This window comes from Blastocatellia bacterium (assembly GCA_025054955.1).
In the GTDB taxonomy this organism is placed as follows: domain Bacteria; phylum Acidobacteriota; class Blastocatellia; order HR10; family J050; genus JANWZE01.
This window is the reverse complement of record JANWZE010000115.1, coordinates 45,288-52,950: the sequence shown is the minus strand read 5'-3', so window position 1 is coordinate 52,950 and position 7,663 is coordinate 45,288. Positions and strand designations below refer to the sequence as shown.

Here is a 7,663-nt window from a genome sequence, read left to right as displayed (position 1 = left end):
GCTCGATTTTTCGGTATCTCGCCGCGCGAGGCGGCGCAAATGGACCCGCAGCAACGGCTCCTGCTGGAAGTGGCCTACGAGGCTATTGAAGACGCCGGACAGCCGCTCGACCGACTTTCGCAACGACGCACCGGCGTCTTTGTCGGCATCTCCACGAATGACTACGCGCAGATTCAGTCTACCCATCAGGAGCGCAATACAATTGACACCTACACGACGACGGGCGGCGTCATGAGTATCGTCGCCAATCGCCTTTCGTACTGTTTCGATTTCAAAGGCCCGAGTCTGATTGTTGACACGGCCTGTTCATCGTCGCTCGTGGCGGCGCATCTAGCTTGCCGTAGTCTTTGGACAGGTGAATCGGATGTGACGATAGCTGCCGGTATTAACATCATCATCTGCCCGGAGGCATTCATTGGATTCAGCCGATTATCCATGCTGTCACCGCACGGACGATGCAAGGCGTTTGACGCCGATGGCAATGGGTTCGTTAGAGCGGAAGGCGTCGGCGTAGTGCTCCTGAAGCCGCTCTCGCAGGCGCTGGCCGATGATGATCCGATTTATGCGCTCATTCGCGCGACGGCCATCAACCAAGACGGACGCACCAACGGCATCACCGTCCCCAATGAACAAGCGCAAGCGGCCATGTTGCGCGAGGCCTGCCAGCAAGCTGGGATTGCTCCAGAACAGATTCAGTATATCGAAGCGCACGGCACAGGCACGCTCGTCGGTGACCCTATCGAAGCCAACGCGTTAGGTCAGGTCTTGTCGGCCAATCGGCCTGATGGCGATTATTGCCGTGTTGGCTCGGTCAAAACCAATATCGGTCACCTGGAAGCCGGATCAGGCATTGCCGGCCTGATTAAAACGGCGCTGGCGCTGCACCATGGCATGATCCCTCCCAACTTGCATTTCAACACGCCCAACCCTTACATCAATTTCGAGCAACTCAAATTGCGCATTCAAGACCGACTGGAACCGTGGCCGCAAAACGGCGGTGGGCCGCGCCTGGCCGGCGTCAATTCGTTTGGCTTTGGAGGAACCAATGCGCATGTCTTGTTGCAAGGCTTTGAAGACCACAGACGTCAGACATCAGAAGTCAAACATCAGAAGTCAAACATCACAAGCCAAACATCAGACATAAGCCTTCAGACGGTGCAATCAATTTCAAGTCGGCCATCTGACGTGTCCGGTCGGCAGGAGCAACATGCAGCGGCTCATGCAGAAGCGCCATTGCCAATCCTTGTGCCACTTTCGGCTCGCAGCCCTGAAGCGTTGAAGGCACTAGCACAATCCTACGTCACGTTCTTGCGTGAGCAGGCTGGGGCAATTTCCTTAGCGGAGCTGGCCTACAATCTCAGTCATCGTCGAACTCATCATGATTACCGACTCACGATCGTCGCTGAGACGATTGACGAGCTGATTGCGCAGCTCGAAGCATTTGTGGCCGGCGAAACGCGCCCTGCCATGCGCGTTGGGCAAGCCGCGCTCGGCCCGCGACCGCCGCTTGTTTTCGTCTTTTCCGGTCAAGGGCCGCAATGGTGGGGCATGGGTCGTCAACTGCTGGCGCAAGAGCCTGTCTTCCGTCAGGTGATCCAAGAGTGTGACGAGTTGCTACGGCCGATTGCGCCATGGTCTTTGCTCGAAGAGCTAACCAAAGACGAAGCCAACTCGCGCATGCATGAAACGGCTATCTCGCAACCTTCCATTTTCGCCATACAAGTGGCATTGGCAGCTCTGTGGCGCAGTTGGGGGATTGAACCTGATGCGGTCATCGGCCATAGTGTGGGTGAGGTGGCCGCCGCTCACATCGCCGGCATTTATGATCTGGAAACGGCGTTGAAGGTGATTTACCATCGCGGTCGCTGCATGGACCTCGCCTCATCTAAGGGTCGGATGCTCGGCGCCGGCGTCACGGCTGAAGAGGCGCTCCAGTTATTGCAACCATACGGAGAGCGTGTCTCGCTGGCTGCTATCAACAGTCCTACGTCGGTCACGCTGTCGGGCGAGGCTGAGGCGCTCGAAGAGATTGCGCAACAGTTGGAACAGCGACAGCTCTTCTTCAGCTTCCTTCGCGTTCAGTATGCGTTTCACAGCGCCCAGATGAATCCGGTTCGTGATGAATTACTTGCCTCGTTGGATGGATTGCGCCCACAGCCGGCCGCCCGACTGATGTACTCGACCGTGACCGCTCAACCGACAGATGGATCGCATCTGACAGCCGATTATTGGTGGAGCAACGTGCGTCAGAGCGTGCGGTTCGGTCCGGCCATCAACGGGCTCATTGAGCAAGGCTATCGGCATTTCGTGGAAATTAGCCCTCACCCGGTGCTTGCTGGCTATGTCAATGAATGTCTGCAACACCAGCAGCAACGCGGCTTGGTGATTCACTCGTTGCGCCGACAAGAGCCTGAGCGCCTTCACCTGTTGGGTTCGCTGGGCGCGTTGTTTGGCGCCGGCTATCCGATTAACTGGGACGTGGTACATCCAGAGCGAAGCCGACCGCTCAAGCTGCCGCTTTATCCTTGGCAACATCAATCCTACTGGCATGAGTGCGAAACGGTGAAAGCGACGCGCTTGGCCACTGTTGCTCATCCGCTGTTGGGTCACCGGCAGACCGCTGCCGATCCGACCTGGCATGCAGAAGTCAGCCGTGTTCTCTTCCCGTACCTGCTTGATCATCGCGTGCAAGGTCATGTGGTGTTTCCTGCGGCGTGCTACATAGAAATGGCCTTGGCGGCTGCTCAAGAAATCTTCGGCGCCGGCACATTGATTGTCGAAGATGTAGATTTTCATCGAGCGCTGTTTATTCCCGAAGCGGGGCCATCGCCAATCATTCAGACAGTGGTTTATGCGACTGACTCTTCATTTGCCATCAGCAGCCGTCCTGCTACTCAACACACCTGGACGTTGCATGCCACCGGCAAAATCCGCTGGGAACCGGCGCAACAACCCACAATTGATTTCGAGATTGAACAAGTACAAAAACGCTGCCCTGAGCGCGTTTCACGCCAGACGCGCTATCAACGCTTTCGCGACAACGGCCTGGAGTTCGGTCCCTGCTTCCAGGGCGTCGAACAAATCTGGCGTCGCTATGGCGAAGCTATTGGCATCGTCGTACAGCCCGAGGCAATCGCTGCTGAGTCAGCGTCCTACCTCTATCATCCGGCATTCCTCGATGGTTGTTTCCACGTCTTTTCTGAAACAGTGGACGCCGAATCCGATGTGTGCTTGCCTGTGCAGGTGGAGCAAATTCGGTTTTACCATCGCCCCGAAGGCCGCATGTGGAGCCATGCCCAGTTGGTACAGAAAACTGATAAAGCGCTCGCCGGCAACATGCGCTTCTTTGACGCTGAGGGTAGGCTGTGCATGGAGATTCGCCGACTCACGGCTCAGTCAATTGACACGGTTCGCGACATCTCATCCGAGTCGCTTGAAAACTGGATATACGATTACCCCTGGCGACTCAAAGAGAGAGCAACCGCTTCTACATCGCCGCGCGTCGTTGATTTTCTGCCACCGGCAGCAGCGATGCGCGATCAATTGCAAGCTTACGTTGATCAAACTACCGAAGAACTGGGCTGGCTGCGCCGATTCCGTGAAATTGAGCCAGACCTAGACCGCTTGTGCGCCGCCTATGTGATCAACGCCTTCCGCCAGCTTGGCTGGGATTTTCAACCCGGCGATGAAGTGACCATTGCGTCACTGACCGAACGATTAGGGATCATCCCACCACATCATCGCGTGGTCGGCCGTTACCTGGACATGCTGGCGCGCGATGGATACCTCGAAAAGCAGGATCAGCGCTGGCGCGTTCTGCAGACGCCCCCGCCGCTGGAGACCGAATCGTTGTGGCGTTCTCTGGTCTACCGGTTCCCGGCGGCATATTCGGAATCAATGTTAGTCAGCGAATTCGGCCAACGATTAGCCGATCTGCTGACAGGGCGGATCAACCCGCTGCACCTGTTGTTCCCCGATGGAAATCAAACCACGGCTGAGCATCACTATCAAGATTCGCCGTCGTTCAAAGTCTACAACCTGCTCGCGGCGAAAGCCGTGTCGCTGGCGCTCGATCAACTGCCTGAAGGACGACGGGTGCGCATCCTGGAAATCGGTGCCGGCACAGCCGGCATGACATCCTACATACTGCCGGCGCTGCCCCCCGACCAGGTGGAATACGTGCTCTCAGACATCTCACCCGTATTTCTTCACAAAGCTGAAGACAAATTCCAATCTTATCCGTTCCTCAGCGCGCGCCTGTTGGACATCGAGAAAGACCCTACCGAACAAGGCTTCACGCCTCATTCGTTCGATTTCATCATTGCTTCAGATGTGCTTCATGCCACGCAGGACTTGCGCGTCAGTCTGCAACATGTGAAACAGTTGCTGGCGCCCGGCGGATTGTTCATCTGTTTGGAAGTGGACATTCCGGTGCGCTGGGCCGACCTTGTCTTTGGCTTGATGGAAGGCTGGTGGCGCTTCACTGATACCGACCTGCGACCCTCGTATGCCCTGTTGACCCGCCAGCGTTGGATCGCGTTGTTTGAGGAGATGGGATTTTCAGACCCGTTTGCTATCTCTGATACCGACGGCGTGACCGAGACAGGACAGGTTGTGTTGTTTGCTCGTCTTCCGCTGGCGGCTGACACAGCGCCTACCGAGATCACCTGCGCGCCAGCCGCGGCTGAGCAACCATCGCGCCGCTGGTTAATCTTTGCCGACGAGGGCGGCATCGCCGAGCAATTGGCCGACCGATTGATCAAAGCTGGCGATCAGACAACGCTGGTCACTCACGGCGAGAGTTTTCAATGCTACGACGGGCGACGCTATCAGATTCGCCTCAATCAACCAGACGATTTTGAGCAATTGCGTCAGGCTGTCGGCGGTTCACTTGACGGGTTGATCTACTGTTGGAGCCTGGATAGCCCATCAGCGGCCACTGCGGACGCCGCCGCGTTGGAACGATCCGTTGATCTGAGCTGTCATAGCGTGCTGCATCTTGTTCAAGCCTGGTTGCACGCCTCAGCCGGTCCGCAGCCGCGACTGTGGCTGATTACCAACGGCGCGCAGCCCGTCGGCCGGCAGGGCCAACTGGTTTCGCCGATGCAATCGCCATTGATCGGCCTGGGCCGCGTCATCAGCAATGAGCTACCCGAATTCGAGTGTCGGCTCGTTGACCTCAGCCCAACGATCACGCCGCGTGACATTGACTCACTCTGCGAAGAACTGCTCAATCCAGATGAAGAAAACGAGATTGCACTGCGGGGAGCGGCTCGCTATGTGTCGCGCGTAGCGCGCGCTTCGTTGCACAAATCCTCGGCGCGCGCGAAAAAGCAGCTTGATCCGCAACGCGACGCGATTCGCCTGCAAATCACCACGCCGGGCGTGCTCGATGACCTGATGCTCACAGAAGTTGAGCGCCGGCAACCGCAAGCGGATGAAGTCGAGATTCAGGTGCGGGCTGTTGCTTTGAACTTCCGCGATGTCATGAAAGCGCTCGGCATTTATCCCACCGATGGTGACGATTACCTGTGGCTCGGTGATGAATGCGCTGGCGTGATCACGGCTGTTGGCGATGCCGTGAAGGAGTTTGCGGTTGGCGACGAGGTCATGGCCATCGCGCCGCAAAGTTTTGGTTCGTTTGTCATCACCAAGGCAGCGTTCGTCGCTCGCAAGCCAGCCCATCTGAGTTTTGAAGAGGCCGCGACGGTGCCGATTGCGTTCCTCACCGCGCATTACGCGCTCTCTCACTTGGGCCGCTTGACAGCGGGCGAGCGCGTGTTAATACAGGCCGGCACCGGCGGCGTTGGATTGGCAGCCATTCAACTGGCTCAACGCGCGGGCGCTGAAATTTTCGCCACTGCAGGGACGCCCCAAAAACGAGCATTCCTCAAAGCGCTCGGCGTCGCGCATGTGATGGATTCTCGCTCATTGGCCTTCGCCGATGAAATTCATGCGATCACCAATGGCCGCGGTGTTGACCTCGTGCTCAACTCGCTGGCCGGCGAAGCCATTGCCAAAGGACTGGCCTCGCTCGCGCCCTATGGACGATTCCTGGAAATCGGCAAGCGGGACATTTATCAAAACAGCAAATTGGGATTGCGAGTGTTCAAAAATAACCTGTCGTTTTTTGCGATTGATCTGGCCCGCGTGATGGCTGACCGTCCCAGCTTGATTGCTTCGCTTCTGCGGGACATCGTTGGCTTGTTGGAGCAACGAGAGATTCACCCGTTGCCTTACCGGGTGTTTACTCTTGGCGATGCCATTCAAGCCTTCCGTCACATGGCGCAAGCCAAGCACGTCGGGAAAATCATCGTCTCGCTCTCGGACAAGCGCGTGCCGGTCGAACCGTTGGTTGAACAGACAATCTCGTTCTCGCCGGAGAGTAGCTATCTGATCGTTGGTGGCACAAGCGGCCTGGGATTGGCCATCGCTGCGTGGATGAGCGAGCATGGCGCGCGCCACCTGGCGCTGATGAGTCGTAGCGGCCCGAGCACGGATGAGGCCCAAGAGATCATCGGTCGGCTGGAGCAGCGCGGCCTCAACGTTCGCGTCTTCAAGGGAGATGTCAGTCGAGCAACAGATGTTGAGCGCGTCATCGCCGAAATAGATCGCGCCATGCCGCCGTTGCGCGGCGTGATTCACTCGGCGTTGGTGCTCGACGACGGCGTCCTCATGCAGCAAACAACGGAACGGTTCAAAAAGGTGATGCAACCAAAAGTGGCCGGCGCGTGGCATCTGCATCGCTTGACGCAAGACCGACCGCTCGACTTCTTCATCATGTTTTCTTCGCTCACGTCAATCTTGGGCAATCCTGCTCAGAGCAACTATGCGGCAGCCAACGCCTTTTTGGACGCCATGGCCTATTATCGCCGGACGCATGGTCTGCCGGCGCTCACGATCAACTGGGGGCGCGTGGCTGATACCGGCTATGTGGCGCGACATGAGGAAATCGGACAACACGTGAGCAACTTCGGGTTCAAGGGCTTCACGGCTCGACAAGCCGCTGAGGCGATGGCCCGATTGATGCTCAAGCACGCTGTCCACGCCGGCGTGATGAACGTGGATTGGCGACAATGGTCGCATACGGTCGCCGCGCGCACCTCGCCGCGATTCTCGTTGCTGGTGAATCCTCACGCCACTGATCAGCAAACAGCGCAAGATGGTGTTCGGCTCCGTGACCTCGTCATGGCTGCTGAACCGGCAGACCGTCAGCCGTTGATTGAAGCGCACCTGAAAGAACAGGTGGCTCGTGTGCTCGGCGCTTCAGCAGCCCATCTTGATGCGGAGCGGCCGCTCAATGAATTAGGTCTCGATTCGCTCATGGCCGTTGAACTGAAAAACCGCATTGAAAAAGAGATCGGCGTCACGCTGCCGACGGTGGAATTGATGCGAGGGCCAACCGTGCTCAAATTGTCCCACGTCGTCTTAAAACTGTTGACCGGCGCGGACGCGGCTGCGCCGACCGAAGCCGACATCCGGCCCAGCGTGGTCGAACAACAGCCGGAAACGTTATTGCAGCAACTGGATCAACTCTCCGAACAGGATGTTGATCAACTGCTCAGCGACCTCGTTGATGAAAATGAACTAGCCCAACTGCTGGACGATAACGTGGACATGAGCAAAGCTCAACATGCTGCCGGCGATTAGACGCAGCAGGGGG

General features: G+C 57.5%; 1 protein-coding gene. It reads left to right on the top strand.

The genetic code is table 11. The annotated features are described in order from the left end of the window. The first annotated feature begins 15 nt into the window (after positions 1–15). Positions 16–7,650 (top strand): SDR family NAD(P)-dependent oxidoreductase, encoded by a 7,635-nt coding sequence (locus NZ823_15045; protein ID MCS6806446.1) that lies wholly within the window; start codon positions 16–18, stop codon positions 7,648–7,650. Positions 7,651–7,663: the final 13 nt, after the last annotated feature.